General features: G+C 42.5%; 16 protein-coding genes and 1 riboswitch. Of the genes, 11 read left to right on the top strand and 5 right to left on the bottom strand.

Annotated features, from left to right (window positions below; all coding sequences use genetic code 11):
- Positions 1-31 precede the first annotated feature (31 nt).
- Positions 32-406, bottom strand: coding sequence for a cytochrome c (locus AB6E78_RS06295; protein WP_029235248.1), 375 nt, complete (start codon positions 404-406; stop codon positions 32-34).
- Positions 407-868: 462 nt separating this feature from the next.
- On the opposite strand from AB6E78_RS06295, the gene AB6E78_RS06290 reads away from it, so the two are divergent.
- Positions 869-1,324, top strand: coding sequence for a hypothetical protein (locus tag AB6E78_RS06290; protein ID WP_017069847.1), 456 nt, complete (start codon positions 869-871; stop codon positions 1,322-1,324).
- Between the two features lie 9 nt (positions 1,325-1,333).
- Positions 1,334-2,359, top strand: a complete 1,026-nt coding sequence (locus AB6E78_RS06285) for a GGDEF domain-containing protein (RefSeq protein WP_017069848.1) — start codon at positions 1,334-1,336, stop codon at positions 2,357-2,359.
- A gap of 230 nt (positions 2,360-2,589) precedes the next feature.
- Here the strand turns inward: AB6E78_RS06285 and AB6E78_RS06280 are convergent, their stop codons facing one another.
- On the bottom strand, positions 2,590-5,022 hold the full coding sequence (locus tag AB6E78_RS06280; RefSeq protein WP_372133047.1) for a putative bifunctional diguanylate cyclase/phosphodiesterase: 2,433 nt from the start codon (positions 5,020-5,022) through the stop codon (positions 2,590-2,592).
- A gap of 3 nt (positions 5,023-5,025) precedes the next feature.
- Positions 5,026-6,057, bottom strand: coding sequence for a PotD/PotF family extracellular solute-binding protein (locus tag AB6E78_RS06275; protein ID WP_017060025.1), 1,032 nt, complete (start codon positions 6,055-6,057; stop codon positions 5,026-5,028).
- A 575-nt stretch (positions 6,058-6,632) separates the two neighbouring features.
- On the opposite strand from AB6E78_RS06275, the gene AB6E78_RS06270 reads away from it, so the two are divergent.
- From AB6E78_RS06270 to AB6E78_RS06245, 6 genes are all read left to right on the top strand, one after another.
- Complete coding sequence (locus AB6E78_RS06270; RefSeq protein WP_065584627.1) at positions 6,633-7,433, top strand: PhzF family phenazine biosynthesis protein; 801 nt, start codon at positions 6,633-6,635, stop codon at positions 7,431-7,433.
- Positions 7,434-7,556: 123 nt separating this feature from the next.
- Positions 7,557-8,060 (top strand): YgjV family protein, encoded by a 504-nt coding sequence (locus AB6E78_RS06265; RefSeq protein ID WP_017071337.1) that lies wholly within the window; start codon positions 7,557-7,559, stop codon positions 8,058-8,060.
- Between the two features lie 61 nt (positions 8,061-8,121).
- Positions 8,122-8,436, top strand: coding sequence for a cupin domain-containing protein (locus AB6E78_RS06260; RefSeq protein ID WP_017060022.1), 315 nt, complete (start codon positions 8,122-8,124; stop codon positions 8,434-8,436).
- A gap of 98 nt (positions 8,437-8,534) precedes the next feature.
- Entirely contained in the window at positions 8,535-9,017 is a 483-nt protein-coding gene (locus tag AB6E78_RS06255) for a GNAT family N-acetyltransferase (RefSeq protein WP_017064712.1), read from the top strand.
- A 165-nt stretch (positions 9,018-9,182) separates the two neighbouring features.
- Positions 9,183-9,440, top strand: a complete 258-nt coding sequence (locus AB6E78_RS06250; RefSeq protein ID WP_017060020.1) for a hypothetical protein — start codon at positions 9,183-9,185, stop codon at positions 9,438-9,440.
- 131 nt (positions 9,441-9,571) lie between these two features.
- Entirely contained in the window at positions 9,572-9,868 is a 297-nt protein-coding gene (locus AB6E78_RS06245) for a hypothetical protein (protein ID WP_017064710.1), read from the top strand.
- A 127-nt stretch (positions 9,869-9,995) separates the two neighbouring features.
- Here the strand turns inward: AB6E78_RS06245 and AB6E78_RS06240 are convergent, their stop codons facing one another.
- Positions 9,996-10,493, bottom strand: a complete 498-nt coding sequence (locus AB6E78_RS06240; RefSeq protein WP_017064709.1) for a fasciclin domain-containing protein — start codon at positions 10,491-10,493, stop codon at positions 9,996-9,998.
- Between the two features lie 221 nt (positions 10,494-10,714).
- Here AB6E78_RS06240 and AB6E78_RS06235 point away from each other — a divergent pair, with 221 nt between their 5' ends.
- The 3 genes from AB6E78_RS06235 to AB6E78_RS06225 all read left to right on the top strand — a co-directional run bounded on the left by AB6E78_RS06235 (position 10,715) and on the right by AB6E78_RS06225 (position 13,647).
- On the top strand, positions 10,715-11,698 hold the full coding sequence (locus AB6E78_RS06235; RefSeq protein ID WP_372133044.1) for a DUF2860 family protein: 984 nt from the start codon (positions 10,715-10,717) through the stop codon (positions 11,696-11,698).
- Positions 11,699-11,864: 166 nt separating this feature from the next.
- Positions 11,865-12,359: a GNAT family N-acetyltransferase gene (locus AB6E78_RS06230; protein ID WP_372133041.1), complete on the top strand. Its 495-nt coding sequence runs from the start codon at positions 11,865-11,867 to the stop codon at positions 12,357-12,359.
- Positions 12,360-12,434: 75 nt separating this feature from the next.
- Positions 12,435-12,534, top strand: a riboswitch (purine riboswitch).
- A gap of 90 nt (positions 12,535-12,624) precedes the next feature.
- Positions 12,625-13,647: an adenosine deaminase gene (locus AB6E78_RS06225; protein ID WP_136979512.1), complete on the top strand. Its 1,023-nt coding sequence runs from the start codon at positions 12,625-12,627 to the stop codon at positions 13,645-13,647.
- Positions 13,648-13,826: 179 nt separating this feature from the next.
- Here AB6E78_RS06225 and AB6E78_RS06220 read toward each other — a convergent pair whose 3' ends face one another.
- Positions 13,827-14,489 carry a DUF2057 family protein gene (locus tag AB6E78_RS06220; RefSeq protein ID WP_136979510.1) on the bottom strand — a complete coding sequence of 221 codons (663 nt, stop codon included), beginning with the start codon at positions 14,487-14,489 and terminating at the stop codon, positions 13,827-13,829.
- Between the last annotated feature and the right edge of the window lie 147 nt (positions 14,490-14,636).

Below are 14,636 nucleotides of genomic sequence, written 5' to 3'. Positions count from 1 at the left end.
GCTCCTTGCCTAGAGGTTTTGAATCGCTGACTTAATTTGAATCGCTGAGCGAGCCTGCTTCGTTGCCGAGCACAGAATAGAAATAGGAAATGTCACGGATGTCTTGGTCTGAGAGCGTGTCGGCTTGTTGTTGCATGAGAATCGCTAAGCCACTGGTTCTTTCTCGAGTCTGGTAATCTTTCAATGAAGAGATGAGATAACCCACTTTTTGACCGCGAAGGTTCGGGTAGGGATCTTGTGTTGAGATGCCATCAGCGCCATGACAGGTCATACACACTTTGGCTTTTTGTTTACCTAATTCGAATTGTTCTTGATTAACTTCAGCAGAAACAGGAAACATGACCAGCGTCATTACTAGGGTAGAAAGTGTCGCCATGGGGTTAAATTTTTTTATATTCAAACTCATTCTCGATTCCCTTGATTATGAAATGAGTAAGCTTTCTAAGATCAATACACGAGATCAACTGGTGAAGTAGAAACGACTGGAACTCGTTATTAAGTCTCTTAAAGCTGCTTACGTTCGATTAAAGGTTATGCAGCAACCAGCATTTTCGCTACTGACTTACTCATATTTATTGTTGATTTTGTTGTTTCATACGTATTCATAGGGCTTATTGGTTTACTTACGCAGAGTAAAATACGAGTTTTTGTTACTAGACGGTTGAGAAGGAATACGTCAAGCGGGTAGGGAGTGCTGAACGAGAGCGGTGATGGAAGAGACAGAGAAACGGCGAAGTTATTGAAAAACAGCGAGGTGTAGGGGCATTAGGGATAAAGCGATACCAATCAATCTGAGTGGTATCGGTACAAGTTAAATGGTCAATTTATACTAGACTCAAATTAGTGACCTTTTTAAATGGAGTTTAGAATGAGAACTGTATTCTTGTTGATGCTTTGGCTTTGCTCGTTTTCGATTTTTGCAGCCTCAGAGTTAACGGTTTTCGACCACTCCGGGCAAAAGCATGGTTTTAGTAGAGAGCAACTCCTGTCACTTCCTCAAAAAGAAATTACTACCACCTTACCTTGGGTCGAGGGTCTGACCGTTTATAGTGGTGTGACGTTACAAACGGTGCTTGAAAATATGGATCTACCGATATCATCACAAGTCACTTTCGTAGCATTGAATGACTATAAAATTGCGGTGCCCAAAGAAGATTTTGATACCTATGAACCCATCATTGCGATTAAAAAGAATGGGGAGTTTATGTCTGTGAGAGAGAAAGGCCCGTTTTGGTTGATTTACCCAATCTCTGCGAACCCTGAAACCAATACCCCTGATTTCCATGCCAAGATGATTTGGCAGATTCGTGATATTCACCTGTAGAGGCTAATTATGAAGAAGCTGTTGTCTATGGCCGCAATCAAAGTCGTTGTTTTGTCTTTGGCCGTGGTTGTTCTATCCGTCAATATCTACAGTGTCACTCGAATTAATGACATCAACAAGAGCTTTTCTAACCGCCAAAATGAGGCCACTTGGTTTGTTTTTCAACTCGTCAAAGAGTATGCAAACTTCTTGATGGTTAGCCATGCAAAGACGATTGATTATGATGAACTTTGGTTGGCATATGACATTACTTGGAGTCGTTTTGATATTCTGATCAACAGCACTGAATCGTCCAATTTTATTCGCTCAGCAAACTTTAAACCGTACTTTACCGCAGAGTTTGAAAAGTTTAAGTCGTTAGAATCCTCAATTAAGTTGGTGAATCAAGGCGCTTTGCCTAAGGAATCACTGCAGAAGAAAATTGATATTTGTTACAACACGCTGGTCGAATTTATTAACGAAAAGTTTCGACTTCAAAGCCCGGTTATTGAAGAAAACACCACAATGGTCGACAAGTTGGTGATGATGCATCAGATAAGCAGCGTATTTCTGGTGTTGCTACTGCTTGTGACAGGAGCGATTTTTTACGTCGACTTTGCAATCAAACGAAAACTTCATTCTACCGACTTCATTACTGGCTTTCGCAATCGAGTCTCGCTCATGCAGTTTGTTAAGAACAGCTATCCAACAAACGGTAATTTTGACCTTTACTTTGTAAGAATCAGAAACCTTAGTGAGATAAACCAAAAGTATGGACTTGAATATGGAGACTTGGTGGTGAGTTCAGCTGCTAAGTCCCTGACGGCAAAGGTACCGGAAAGTACTATCTCGTTTCGTAGTAGTGGCAGTCAGTTTCTATTCTTCATTCCTGAGCAATTGTACACAAGTGATGAGATACAGGAAAAATTCAATGACGTGCTTAAGGATTATATCTCTGCGGGGAATTTAGAATTGATGATTGACGCTGTAGTCAGGCATAAGAAGAACATCAGCTCTAAAGATATGATGGAGCTACTAACGACAATGCAGAGTTAATCCCCGCATCAGCGATAAGTTAGATCATTAGGTTTTGTTGACTGTACGCTCACCATTCTCCCGCTTCACTATCATGGCTTTTGCCATTCTTTATTTGCCTCCTCATTCAATGTGCAGCCAATAGAGAGCTCCTGCTCTGATGAAGATAGTTCTACTACTAGTTATAGCTATAGTGGCTTTCCGCGCTTGAATAGGAAGAGAGGCTTTGAGGTTTAGGTTTAGGTTTAAGGTTACTGCTTTTGAGTGAGTGCAACGATTCGCTCGTTAGATCTCGAACTGCTAACAGACTGCGGGTTTAAAATTGCTTGCGGGTTATGGTTTCGAACAAACTCGATGAATTCCAGATAAGTGAGTGGCTGACTGAAGAAGTAGCCTTGTATTAGGTTACAGTTGGCTTTTCTGAGGTAATGATACTGTTCTATCGACTCAACACCTTCTCCGACGACTAGCGTGTCACAAGAGTGGCCTAAGTTAACCATAGATTCGACCATCTTGCGGTCGGCCTTGTCGTCTACCATGTTATCGATAAAGCTCTTATCAATTTTGAGCTCATCCACAGGGTAGTGGAGAAGTTGGTTAAACGCTGTGTAGCCCGTACCAAAATCGTCAAGGGAGACCTTTAAACCTAAGCTTCTGAGGCTCTCGATAGTCTGCACCGTAAGCTTGGTACTTTTCACGTAACTGGTCTCGGTAATCTCTATAATAATGTTGCCAGGTGGCACTTGATAACGTTCGAGTACTTTACGGATGTTGTCGGCAAAATTACGGTTGTAGAGCTCCATCGCCGAGATATTAATTGACAGAGTACCCTTGTATTTATGAAGTTCTGAAAGCTCTTTATAGCTTTTGATCGCGGCGCCAATGACCCACATGTCGAGCCTGGCAATAAGGTTACTCTTTTCTGCAACTGGGATAAATTCTTCTGGTCCCGCATCGATATCGAATAAGGCTGGGCAACGAATCAGGCACTCCGCGCCATCTATCTGAAGTGTCTTGGCGTTAAAAATAGGCATAAAGCGAAGTTCAAAGTTGTCACTTTCGCAGCACTCTAAGAGTCTTTTCTCTACAACGTCATGGCGTTCCAAGGTATGTAACAACTCTTCGCCATAAACAATACGACTTTCGCCATCACTATGAGACTTCGCATTAGCTAACATTTCATCGATGCATCGGTGCCAAATCTCATCGAACTTTGGCGTGTCGAGCGGTAAAACACCTGTTGCGAGTGATAATCGAAACCCATAGTAGTCAAGGAAGGTGGTGCCGGTCAGCGTATTGTTGATGTTCTCAATTTCTTCGTTTATCACTTGGTTCTTACCCATCTCCAAGATCGCGATAAACTGATTCCCTCCCAGTCTGGCTAAAGAGTAATCACTGCAACTAAAGCCCAAAGAGGCTTGTTGGTTTTGTAGTGTCTCTTTCAGTGCTTTAGCTAAGCTTATCAGTACATTATCACCAACTTTTGCCCCGTAGAGATCGTTAATTTTACGAAAATCGATGATGTCCCAACAAACCACATAGCAGTGTGGGCTCATCGAGCTTTTTAGTCGTACATCAAGGTGTCTGATGAAAGAGCGTCGGTTAGCTAGCTTGGTGAGTTGGTCGAATTCGGCTTCGAACTTCAACTCTGTTAATGAGTCTATGTACGCGTTCTTTAAACCATCAATTTCACTTTGCCCTGATGAGCGTTTGAAGTATCTAAGTTTGAGCCCGCCGATCGATATCTCTTGAAGTAAGTCTTTAAGCGGTCGCACGAGTTGGTAACGTACCACTAAATGTACGATCAACATGATCGTAAAGAGAGTACCAAAGCCACCTAACAAGGTTTGTTTAGCGATGATGGCTTTCTCATGGTTGAACTTTTGTTCTCGAATATTTACTTGCGCGATGAGATGTCGGCTGGTCATCTGCACATTGATATTATCTTGGGTTTGCTCAATTGATTTGATAACGAATTGGGTATTTTCAATGTTGGCAGCGTCTGAGGATGGCTCGATTAAGAACTGAATATTGTCATCGTCATTGTATTTGATTAATAAGCTAGAGAGTTGTATCAGAGGTCCGTCAGCAATCAAAATGTAGCGATTTAAACTGCTACTTGCACGTTTATCTTGAGGAAGGAGGTAAGGGTCAATTGCCGCAACATACGAATATCTGAGCTCGCCACTAATCGAGACATAAGAGAAGCCTTCGTAGGAGAGTTCCTTCTTGCTGATTAACGAGGTGTATATGTCGAAGACTCTTTCATAAATCTTGTCAGGGATTTTTAGCCCCTCGAAAGGATCGGCTCTGAGAGTCGAAAGCGTTAATTTGAACTTAGGGTCCACGATATAAACATTGCGTTGCCCAAATTGATTGACGTGATTCTGGCTTAATACTCGGAGTACTCGTTTTTCCAATAGCGATAGAGTCGTGTAGTCGCCAGGATTTTGAATGTAGCGGAGGAACTGCAACGAAGAACCGATATCTTTAACTAGTAAGGACAAGCCGAGCTGCTCGTATTCCGCCGCGACTAAAGCGGTGTTCACATCAGATTGCACCTTGTCCAAATACATGTGCTTAGCATGATTTGATGCGAAGTTGTACATCACGATTCCTGCTATCAGGAGCACAAATGTCAGCGTTGGTAAAAGTACAAAATAGAGCTTCTTCAATACTGGCATGAGTTATCTCAAACTGTCGACAATACGGTTGCGAATTTGAATGCTACTCGGTTCTAACGGCTGATAAAGGTAGCTGCGATCTAATACTTCTTTATTCGGGAAAAGCTCGGGATCGTTTTGATACTCCTGAGAAGTGAGTGCTTTTGCTTTTGAACTTGGCGTTGCAAACCATGAATCCATTGCGTTTTGAGCGGCGATTTCGGGTTGCGATAAGAAGGAGAGAATCGTGGTTGCCTGTGGAGATCGCTCTCCGTTGTTAATTGCAGCCATACACTCTAACCATAAGGTTGTTCCTTCTAGAGGCACTGTGTAGGCCCAAGATGCCTCAGGTTCGGCATCATTAAGCACATAGCTGTCACCTGAGTATCCGTAGGCGAGGTCGATGTTGGCTAAGTGTTCGGGATGACGAATATAATCGACAACGTATTCATTACTTTCAAGGTGAGGCTTCTGTGCTTGTAGCGTTTTGTAAGCGACTCGAAGTTCTTGTTCGTTGTTGGTAAACGGCTCAAATTGATTCATCAGAAGCGCAGCACTCACCAAATCCGTAGGCTCATAATACATGCTGATTCGGCCGCTGGTTTTGGTTTCAGGGTCTAGAAGAGCGCCCCAAGACTTGGGAGTCTCAACTTTTCCGCTTCGGTATAAGATGCCGGATGTCCCCCAAGCGTAGGGGATTCCATATTCGCCACACCCATCCACCCATCTTGAGTCAAAGTTGCTTGAAAGGGATTGCTGCAAGTCGCTCAGGTTGTGGAATAAGTTCTGTTTAGCCAGCGCTTTCAGTTTCATACTTTCAATGACAACCAATTCAAACGCACCTCGTCGTTCACTCAATAGCACTTCATCACGAATGGACTCGTCAGAAAAATATTGCTGCTTTAGTGAGATGCCGTAGGTATCACTCAACTGGGTAACGACGCTGTCAGATAAAAATTCATCCCAATTGTAGAGATAAATATCATGCTGCTGGCCAAATACAGGGCTAGCCAAAAAGGATGTTGACGCAAGTATTGATACGCAAAACGCTTTCACTGACGGATTCCCTTTCGTACGTGATAACTAAATCGTAGCCCAAAATTTGCGATATGATTCAAATTTAGGCACTTAATTTAACTTCAACTTCATGCATTTCATGCAAATAGCAACTTGCTACTCCTACTTGATACCGAACCTTTATCGTGTGAGGCAAGGATGACTCCGTCGTATCGTATTCAACACAAGTACGTATTCCAGTTTATTGTCCGTGAATGGATTATTTAAATTAATATTCATCATAATATCCATTCTTACAAGTTATTATGCAAATATTAAGCATTAAATAATGATGCGGTGATTACCTTTTTCGGGTTTTCGCTCGTATTAATCGTCGTTATTCCTTTGTTTTGCCATCGCGATTTACTCTTATGTTCAATGTTCTTTTATCCCTAAAAACACTTCTATAACGTTTTGTTTATCATTTGTTTCGTTTCTCAATAAGTATCGATAAAGTTGTTGCTAAAGACTTGTAGCACAAGGTGATTGTGCTTATTGTGGGCAGCAATATCTAGGTTATGTCCCAACGAGCCATGATTGCCGGTTTGGGAAATGTTGTGCATTTAGGAGCCATTGTGGATTTAGAGATATATCAAGTAGATTCGTTTACAACTCAAGCGTTTAAAGGGAACCCTGCCGGGGTCTGTATCTCCAAAGAGCCGTTGGATGAGTCGTTAATGTTTTCAATCGCTGAAGAGATGGCGGTATCTGAAACGGCTTTTCTCGCGCTTAACACTATGACGCTTAAATGGTTCACTCCCGAAGTCGAAGTGAAGCTGTGTGGACATGGCACACTGGCAACGGTTCATGTGATGAAAGAACAAGGACTGCTTGAGACAGGTGATAAGGTCGTGTTTAACACCTTATCTGGGGAATTATCTGCCGCCGTTTGTGAATCGTCTATCGAGCTTGATTTTCCTAGTACACAGCTATCATTGCGTTCTGAACCCAACCTCACGCTGCTTGAACACCTAGGTTTAGATCCGCATCAAGTAGTTTCATTCAGAGAATTTGACTCTAAGCAGTTAATCGAAGTTTCCAACGAACAAGTGTTATTGGAGCTTTCACCAAACTTTGATGCGTTAAAAGGTATTCAAGGGCGAGGTGTAGTGGTGACAGCATTGGCAGCAAATACGGAACTTGATTTTGTTTCTCGCTACTTTGCACCTTGGGTTGGGGTTAATGAAGATCCTGTGACTGGCTCGGCACATTGCGCATTGACGCAACACTGGGCAGAAAAGCTCAACAAAAGCAGTTTCAGTGCTTATCAGGCGTCTCGTCGTGGTGGCTATATGTCGACTGAATTATTGGCTAATGGGCGAATAAAGTTAATCGGCTCTGCGACCACTGTGATTAGTGGTGTGTTGAAGCTTTAGATTTTTATAGAAGCTTTAGAGCGCTGTTTGCTCTGTTTTGTTGTAACCGCCTAGTATGTTTTATTCGATTATTCACCGTGAAAGAAGCGGCTAGGGCGGAATGTTATTATTGAAGGAATCACCGTGTCTGCCTTTTATCTTTCCCAAGTATTAGTCGCGATAGCCATTTGTTTTGATCTTCTGTCATTCCAATTCAAGGAAAGGAAGAAAATCGTCACTTGTCTGTTCTTTGCTGGCGTTCTTATTTCGAGTCACTTTATCCTTCTTGAACAATGGACAGCGGCGAGCTTAATGACGATTGCCACGATTCGCTATTTGACGAGCGTATTTTCTACCTCGTCTAAGTTTAAATATTTGTTTTCTTCGATGTCGGTGGTCGCAACCGCAGTGACTTACTCAGGGCTGACCAGCATATTGAGTTGCTTTGCCTCCGTATTTCAGACCTTTGCTGCCTTCAATAAAGATGACCGTCGATTAAGAGAATTGATGATCATCGGAACCAGCTTTTGGTTGGTTCACAATTATTTAGTTGGTTCGCCAACAGCGGTTGTTATGGAGGCGCTGTTTATCTGCAGTAACTTGGTGGGCTATTACCGTTTTTACTTCAGAAAGAGTGCCACTGCTTAGGTTTACAACTGAAGCTAAGGCCCAAATTATTAATCAATTCAATACTAGCTAGGAGAGCTTGATGCCAAACATTTACAATGATGTTCCTTCATCAATACCCAATGAAATATTCAATGACCTGATTGCCAACGACAGTGTTCGAATTGAAAGAATATTGTCGCATGGACACAGCTCCCCGGAAGAGGGTTGGTATGATCAAGATGAGAATGAATGGGTGATGGTGATAGAAGGTCAAGGCGTCATCGAGTTTGAAGATGGACGCGTTGTTACCTTGTCTAAAGGGGATTACACCAATATTGCTGCGAGAGAAAAGCACAAGGTTATTGGCACAGATAAAGATACGGTGACGATCTGGCTCGCTGTGTTTTATCGTTGATATCTTGCTCTAAAGCTGAGGCTGTTAGGTTATAAAGCTTGCTGATTCAGCTGTTTATTTGCACCTCAGAAAGGACTTAAGATAAAAAGGAGTATGTTGTGGTTAGAATTCGAAACTATCAAGCGAGTGATGACAAAGCACTGTGGGAGATCTTCTTTCATACCGTACGTAACGTGAATGTTCGAGATTATTCTCAACAGCAAGTCGAAGCTTGGGCACCCAGTAGCTTTGACTTTGCGTTATGGCAAAAGCGTATGAATGGGTTACAACCCTTTGTGGCTGAGCTCGATGGCTGCGTTGTTGGCTATACTGACCTGCAACCCAACGGCTTGATTGATCACTTTTTCTGTCACCACGAATATCAAGGGAAGGGTGTCGGGAAAGCGTTGATGGAACATGTTTTCACTGTGGGTCGAGTTCGTGGCGTATCGAGATATTTCTCTGAAGTAAGTATTACCGCAAGGCCTTTTTATGAGCACCTTGGCTTTAAGGTAGTAAATGAACAGGAAGTCGAAATGCGTGGCGTAAAGCTGACCAATTACGTGATGGAAAAGATAGTTGAAGATGGACAAGGCAGCTGAATAGGCGGACTCGTGTTCTTAGGGATACAGAAACCGAGTTTGAAATATTAATGAACCTTATTAAGGATAACTTTTCCTGATCTATTGATATTGTCGATGAGTTCAAATTGTGTGCAAGATAATTTGTCTAATCTAAACATTGAATGAATACAAGGAGTGTTGTTCATGAGTCATGTGAGTAGATCTAAACTATATACATTGGTGTCGATGTTGTCCTTCGCTGTTGGCGTTCTTGCCTTAGATGCTGGGGTGTCGGGGCTATTTCCTCTCTTTGTTGTCGTCATCTCATTCTTTTCATTTGTCATCAACTCGTTTCTTTGTTTGTTCGGAGGTAAACGCGAAGATGGCTTTGATGCCTATCAAAAAGCAAATCAGACTCGGTCGCGAGCACTGGTCAAAGGCTTAGAAGACTCGAACAAATAAACCTATGCCTTCAGACGAACGGTAATCTCATTTTTGACACAGTTTTCACCTGCTTTTTGTTCTCTTATTCAAGAAAAATCATCTCTTTAGAGATAATATTCACTTCAACTAATATCAGTGAAGGAAGTAAAGTGGGTATTGAAGCTTTAGCGTTTGTGATGGACGCATTAATCACCGCATGTTGTATGTACATCGCCTCTAAAATGTCTTTCGTGGTCGCAGATTTTAAATCCCTTCTTACTATTGCTGTTATCGTTGCTCTGGTGTCATTGATTCCAACAGTAGGTTGGGTGTTAGGGTTGATTCTGTTTGTGTTCCTACTCGGGAAAGCGACGCACTCTAGTATTGGTGACTGCATCTGGGTAGTGGTCTTCACGAAGGTGGTATCGATGGCGGCCTTTCTGATATTCGGGCGCTTGTTTATGTAATCCGGGTTCTTGCTTATATAAAGGCAGGTTCGGCTAGTTTGATACCGATCTTAACTTGGTATTTAAACGTCAAAAGGGTGTGAGCCTGTCACACCCTTTAAGAACCTTTGATTTGTGTTCATCTTTATTATTTAGGCAGTAATACAGCATCAATCACATGGATAACACCATTGCTTGCTTCAACATCTGCCATCACGACCTGCGCTTTGTTGACCATCACGTTGCCGTGATCAATTCCTACCATTACCGCTTCGCCTTGCACTGTTACGGCACTATCAAGTTTCATCACTTCAGACGCCATTATTTTCCCTGGCACCACATGATAGGTCAGTACTGCAATCAGCTTGTCTTTGTTTTCTGGCTTCAACAGCATATCAACCGTTCCTTCTGGTAGCGCAGCGAACGCTTCATCCGTTGGCGCAAACACAGTGAAGGGACCGTCACCTTTCAATGTTTCAACTAAGCCTGCCGCTTTTACCGCTGCTACCAAGGTGTTGAAAGAGCCGTTTTCAGCCGCCACGTCAACGATATCTTTCTTCATTCCGTGGTGGTCAGCGTGAGCAAAAGCCGTAAAAAGAAGCGTCGCAACTAGCACTGACATGGTTTTGATTAATTTATTAAACATATTGTCTTCCTTTGAGTTTTGTCCGTTATTTTCGAGAGGTATTACGAAAGCCCAATCGTGATAGATCAATTTGTTGTGTCTTTGAGTGAATGGTTAGCGATATCGACAGCGTCAAGCGAATAAACTTATATTGTTAAATGCTTGTTACAATTCCATTTTGATGCTTATAGTTATTTGATGCTTATAGTTATTTGGTGATTATTCAAGTAATGGATGTGAATATGAGGTTTGTTTTACCAGTAGTCTTTTCTGCATTGGCTTCAATGCCTGCATACAGTGGCCTTGCTCCAAGTGAAGGCTTCAGCGGTAACTTCAGTGTATTGGCCGGTTTCTACTCTTACAGTAGTAATTTGAGTACTGAACAAGATTCGAATCAAGCCACCAACACCCAGGAAGGGGAGAGTGAAAACCAAGGGCTACTCGGCTTTTTGGGTACTGTTCAATATACTTTTGGCGAATCGCTGACTCACCAAGTGTATGCGGGTACGACACGAGAGGATATTGCAACAGGTACCATTGCGTTTGAGATCGGTTATCGATATCAACTTTCTGGTGGCACCATATTGGATTTTTCTGTTCTTCCTACGCTTATCTCGGGTAAGGCTTGGACGGATCCGTATGTTGTTGGCGTTAATCGAAATGAAACGGATGTGAAAGGTAATGTAGGACGACTGCAGCTCACTAATATCGGTGGAACTGGTTTTCGAACGGATCTCGCATTTGGGCAATCAGATGTTGATGAAGAGCTATCTGGTAGCCAAGGCTTATCTCCGGAAGATACTGTGCTGCTGGAAAGGGAAAGAACCTATGTGTACGCCAAAGCAGGATACCGCTTTATCTTACCAAACCACGCAGGTCTATTTGTTCCTTCAATGGTGTATTTCCACTCAGACGCAGAAGGAGGAGCACTCAGCTTCGATAGTTATGGTATTGAATTAAACTACGCGAAGAGAATCGGTCGTCATGGTTTTGTTGTCACCCTAGATGCAAGTGATCGAGAATATGATGAGTCGAATCCAATTTACGGGCAAGTACGTGAAGAGAATGAATTCGGTGCATTCTTAGCTTATGAGTTTGGTGGTTTGATGGGCTATAAAGATTGGGCGTTCATTACTTTACTGGGTTTAAGAAGCATAGATTCTAATATCGATTTCTATAACTCCGAGCAAGTATTAGCGAGTGTGGGTGTGGATTATAAATTCTGATATTCACACTATTTTAAAAATACTCATCAAAGCAGAAGTTTAAGTTCAGTCTTACTATTTGTTTAATTATTTCGGGCACTTACACCTTTAAAGGTTGTAGGTTCCCGTTGCTATCCGTAATATGAAAATTAGCTTATGGATAGAAATAATAGGATAAGGAAGCGCTTTGGAAATACAAATTAGACATTTAGAAGCAACGGATAGCCAAGATATTTTCGATATTTATCGCCGCCCTTCAGTTTCAGAAAACACCTCACAAAAGCCTTATCTTAGTTCTGAACAAGTGGAGCGACTGTTTGGTCATTCAGACCATTTCACTCTGGTTGCGGAAGTCTCCGGCAAAGTAGTGGGTCACATTACTTTATTCATGACCACCAAGGTAAGAGACAGGCACTGCGCTGGTTTTGGTATTGCTATTCACCCGGATATGCATGGTAAAGGGGTCGGTAAGGCGTTAATGCAAGAAGCGATCAATCAGGCGGATAACTGGCTTAATCTCGTGCGTCTTGAGTTAGAGGTTCATGCCGATAACCACGCCGCTATTGCTTTGTATGAACGTGTAGGCTTTCAGTTAGAAGGCACAAAAAGACTCAGTACGTTCAAAGCGGGTAAGTACATCGATATGTTGCTGATGTCGAGAATACGACCAGATTACCGTTGAGATCGAACCAAACAGGTTCCTGCTTTAGAAATCGGTTAATGAGCAATTGATTAGTGAAATTCCCATTAAACTCTGTATAGTAGCAACCGTTTGCTTCGTATAACCCCAATGATATGGTTTGGGGGTCTCTACCAGCTCCCGCAAAGTGCTGATTACGAAGGGTTTAGATCACAATTGTGTTCTTACTCTTTGTAATGGCGTTCAAGAAAACCTCCTGTCTATTATTCAGAGTAAGTGCACACCTAAAATCCATAGTAGGTGAAATATGAACGCATTTATTCAAGGGCTCCCAAAAGTAGAGTTGCATTTACACATTGAAGGTTCGCTCGAACCTGAGTTACTTTTCCAGCTTGCTCAACGCAATGGCATTGAGCTGCCTTATTCATCCCCAGAGCAACTAAGACGCGCATACGAATTTGATGATTTACAGTCATTTCTGGATATCTATTATCAAGGTGCTGATGCACTGCGCACAGAACAGGATTTCTACGACTTAACATGGGCTTATCTAGAACGCTGTAAAGCCGACAATGTTATCCATACTGAGATTTTCTTTGATCCTCAGACACATACCGATCGTGGCATTGCATTCGACACCGCTATTAACGGCATTCATCGTGCGCTTGAACAGGGTCATAAAGAGTTGGGCATTACCTCTCAAATCATCGCATGTTTTCTGCGCCATTTATCTGAAGAGAGCGCCATTCAAACGTTCGCAGAGGTATTGAAGCATCAAGATAAGATCGTCGGGGTTGGACTGGACTCTTCTGAATTAGGACACCCACCAGAGAAGTTCAAGCGTGTATTCCAACAAGCAAAACAAGCGGGCTTCTTGACGGTGGCGCATGCAGGAGAAGAAGGGCCGGCTCAAAACATTGTCGATGCGATTGAAATGCTCAGCGTGAGTCGAGTGGATCATGGTGTCCAGTGCATGACAGACGAAGCTCTAATCGAAGAGCTGATTGAAACCAAAATGCCACTGACGGTGTGCCCACTGTCGAATATTAAATTGCGTGTATTCGATGTGATGGAAGACCACAACATTGTCGAACTGCTCAGAAAGGGTGTGGCTGTAACGATTAACTCGGATGACCCTGCTTATTTTGGTGGTTACATGTCGGATAACTTTAATGCGGTGAGCAAAGCTCATGAGATGACGCATCAGGAGTTAGCGCTGTTTAGTTTGAATGCGATAGACGCGAGCTTTATTGAAGCGCCATTGAAGCAGCAATATCGAGAGCTTGTTCAAGGTTACTTAGCTAAAGCTGATTTTGACCAGAATTTCTAGCCGCTGTGCCCATTTACTAGCAGCTGAATACAAAGCGCTAGGGTGGCCAACAAAAGTAGATGGAAAAGTGTTATCGACTGAGTCTGCTTAATCTATATAAGCCTAAATCATCTAGATGAAGACAAAAAAGAAGTTGGCAGTGCGCCAGCTTCTTTCGTTTTTAAATTAAGACCATTGAGCTACTTGTTCACGTAGTCTTTGAATTTCTGCTTCGTTTCAGCATCCGCTTTTTCGTACCAGAAATACAACATTTCTTCAGCTGTATTCGCCGCATTTCCGTCAATCTTTGCTGGAAGCGTTACGGGTTGTGCTACAACTGCTGCGCCCGCGCTAGCACCTACTGTAAGTGCTGCGATGCCGCCTTTCTGGTTGTACTCCTTCGCTTCTTGCGGGTACTTACGACCAATCTGCATGCCATCTTTGATAAGTTTGTCTTGCTTAACACTGATTGCATTTTGGTTTTCATCAACCAGTTTCCAATCTAAGTTTTGAAGGCCTTTTTTCGCTTCGTTGGTGTTACGGAACTTAGGCATGTCAAACGTCAATGCTGTGTCTGTCGCATCAAAAGTAGCAATAATGGTATCGCTATCGACAAACTCTCGGTCGTTACCTTGGCTGAAAGCCAGTTGATATTTGAAAACGATTTGGTTTACGCCATCTGGAACGGTGATCGTTTTGCTCGAAGAGAAGAAACCACCGTCGAGATCAGGTTTAGCCTCATTAACAGCTAAGACTTCGACTAAAGCATCTGCGCTAGAAGGAACTTCAATTGTTACGTCAGCTAACACTTGTGGCGCTGCGATAATTGTGGAAAGCAGCGCGATGGATTTTAATGTTTTCATAATCATACAGTTGTTTATGGGCAGTTGAACTACAATCGCATGGTAAGAACTCCAATTCAAGTCATGTCATAAGGATTTGAAAAAATTTGCGAAATCTTAACGCAACGGTCATATATTAAGGTTCACATTGACTAGTGTGAGTTTTTA

The sequence above is a fragment of the Vibrio sp. 10N.247.310.98 genome (assembly GCF_041467395.1).
GTDB lineage: Bacteria > Pseudomonadota > Gammaproteobacteria > Enterobacterales > Vibrionaceae > Vibrio > Vibrio crassostreae_C.
Note: the sequence above shows the minus strand (reverse complement) of the source record. Positions and strands in the feature narration are given on the sequence as shown.

Coding starts and splice junctions, on each gene's coding strand:
- AB6E78_RS06295 (WP_029235248.1), bottom strand. CDS start 406: ATGAGTTTGAATATAAAAAAATTTAACCCCATGGCGACACTTTCTACC.
- AB6E78_RS06290 (WP_017069847.1), top strand. CDS start 869: ATGAGAACTGTATTCTTGTTGATGCTTTGGCTTTGCTCGTTTTCGATT.
- AB6E78_RS06285 (WP_017069848.1), top strand. CDS start 1,334: ATGAAGAAGCTGTTGTCTATGGCCGCAATCAAAGTCGTTGTTTTGTCT.
- AB6E78_RS06220 (WP_136979510.1), bottom strand. CDS start 14,489: ATGAAAACATTAAAATCCATCGCGCTGCTTTCCACAATTATCGCAGCG.
- AB6E78_RS06280 (WP_372133047.1), bottom strand. CDS start 5,022: ATGCCAGTATTGAAGAAGCTCTATTTTGTACTTTTACCAACGCTGACA.
- AB6E78_RS06235 (WP_372133044.1), top strand. CDS start 10,715: ATGAGGTTTGTTTTACCAGTAGTCTTTTCTGCATTGGCTTCAATGCCT.
- AB6E78_RS06225 (WP_136979512.1), top strand. CDS start 12,625: ATGAACGCATTTATTCAAGGGCTCCCAAAAGTAGAGTTGCATTTACAC.
- AB6E78_RS06260 (WP_017060022.1), top strand. CDS start 8,122: ATGCCAAACATTTACAATGATGTTCCTTCATCAATACCCAATGAAATA.
- AB6E78_RS06250 (WP_017060020.1), top strand. CDS start 9,183: ATGAGTCATGTGAGTAGATCTAAACTATATACATTGGTGTCGATGTTG.
- AB6E78_RS06240 (WP_017064709.1), bottom strand. CDS start 10,493: ATGTTTAATAAATTAATCAAAACCATGTCAGTGCTAGTTGCGACGCTT.